3 protein-coding genes are annotated in these 1697 nt (G+C 66.1%); all 3 read left to right on the top strand.

Annotated elements, in window-relative coordinates:
• A partial coding sequence (locus AC1DT2_RS22600; protein ID WP_477298884.1) for a hypothetical protein occupies positions 1 to 274 on the top strand: 274 nt, incomplete at its 5' end.
• A 110-nt stretch (positions 275 to 384) separates the two neighbouring features.
• Positions 385 to 948 carry an isochorismatase family protein gene (locus AC1DT2_RS22595; RefSeq protein WP_477298882.1) on the top strand — a complete coding sequence of 188 codons (564 nt, stop codon included), beginning with the start codon at positions 385 to 387 and terminating at the stop codon, positions 946 to 948.
• A partial coding sequence (locus tag AC1DT2_RS22590) for a GlxA family transcriptional regulator (RefSeq protein WP_477298881.1) occupies positions 948 to 1697 on the top strand: 750 nt, incomplete at its 3' end. The genes AC1DT2_RS22595 and AC1DT2_RS22590, both read left to right, overlap by 1 nt.

Raw genomic sequence — 1697 nt, 5'->3', positions numbered from 1 at the left:
GGACATGGCGGATCTGACAATGTTCCTCAAGCGGGTCGCGCCGATCCGGGCGGCCACCATCGAGGCCATCGACGCGCGAGAGGCTGTCGTGGATTTTTTCGAGACACACCCCGTGCAGATCGACCAGGCTCGGAACCAACCGTTTTTCGGCGAGGATGCGAAACCCGAATACGCGCGTCTGCTCGAACGCCGCAAGCTTGCCTTGCAGGACGAGGCCCGAAGCTGGGCGACCGTCCTCGCACAACAGGGGCAGGCCCCGCAGACATCCCGCTGAAAGGCGTCGCTCATCTGGCGCGAATTGTCCGGTCAGCGTCCGCGCCCGGCCTGTCGCACTTGCTCCGGCCGGAGGAAACTGGGTTCAATCCAGCCACCAGGAGTGCCGCCATGTCCCACGCCGATACCGCGCTGATCGTCATCGATGCCCAGGAATCCTTCCGCCACCGCCCGTACTGGCGGGAAGGCGATGTCCCTGCCTATGTCGACCGCCAGCAGGCCCTCATCGATGGAGCGACGAACGCCGGCATCCCCGTCGTTCGCATTTTCCATGTGGAGGACAGCGGTCCGTTCTCAGAGGCGTCAGGCTTCGTGGCGACATTGGCACCTCTTCGCATCGCGCCGACAGTGACCTTTCGCAAGAGACGGCACAGCGCCCTAGTTGGCTCCGGCCTCGAGGTCTGGCTGACCGAGAACGGCATCCGTMGCATCATYGTKTCCGGYATCCGCACSGAGCAATGCTGCGAAACCACSACCCGCCACGCCTCGGACCTCGGTTATGAGGTGGACTATGTGGGTGAGGCGACACTGACGTTCCCGATGACGGACCGTCATGGTCGCGAGTGGAGCGCCAGCGAGATCCGCGCGCGCACGGAACTGGTGCTGGAAGATCGTTTTGCGCGCATCGCGACGGTCGAGGAGGCGCTCGCAGGAGCGCTGCGCAACGCCGCCTGATGAAGAGCACGGCACCCCGCGTCATCCCCGTTTTCGTGGTGTTGCCACCGCGCGTGCTGCTGCTCGATGTCGCGGGACCGATCGAGGTGTTGCGCAAGGCGAACCTCGAGCAGGGCGAGGTTCGCTTCGACGTTCGATTCGTCGGGCCGGCACGCAAGCTCGGCAGTTCAATCGGTCTTGCCGTGACCGGCATCGCGCCTTTGCCGGTGCGGCTGCCGGACGGCGCCATGCTGGTCGTTCCTGGACACGCCGACATTCCGCTGGGCGAGCCGGTCACCACGGCCGGGCAGAACGATGCGTATGAAGCAGCCATTGTCGACTGGCTTCGACGCGTCGTGCGGCCCGGTATCCGACTTGCCACGATCTGCTCGGGCGCCCTGCTGGCCGCACGCGCGGGCCTGCTCGATGGCGTCGAGTGCACGACGCACCACGGCTGCATCGCTGAACTCGCGCACGACGCTCCCGCGGCACGCGTGCGTGAGAACCGTCTCTACGTTGTCGACGGCGAGCGGATGACGAGTGCTGGCATCACCGCCGGGATCGACCTGATGCTGCATGTTGTTGCGGGCGAGGTCGGGCCCGGGTGCGCATTGGCGGTCGCACGCTTCCTCGTCGTTTACCTGCGCCGCGCGGGAGGCGATCCGCAGCTGTCGCCCTGGCTGGAAGGGCGCAACCACATGCATCCGTCGATACACCGTGCACAGGACGCGGTTGCCGGCGATCCGGCGCGTGACTGGACGGTGCCAGTG

Source organism: Luteibacter sp. P4_E6, from assembly GCF_056401535.1.
The sequence above is the reverse complement of the archived record's forward strand: the minus strand, read 5'-3'. Positions and strand labels throughout refer to the sequence as shown.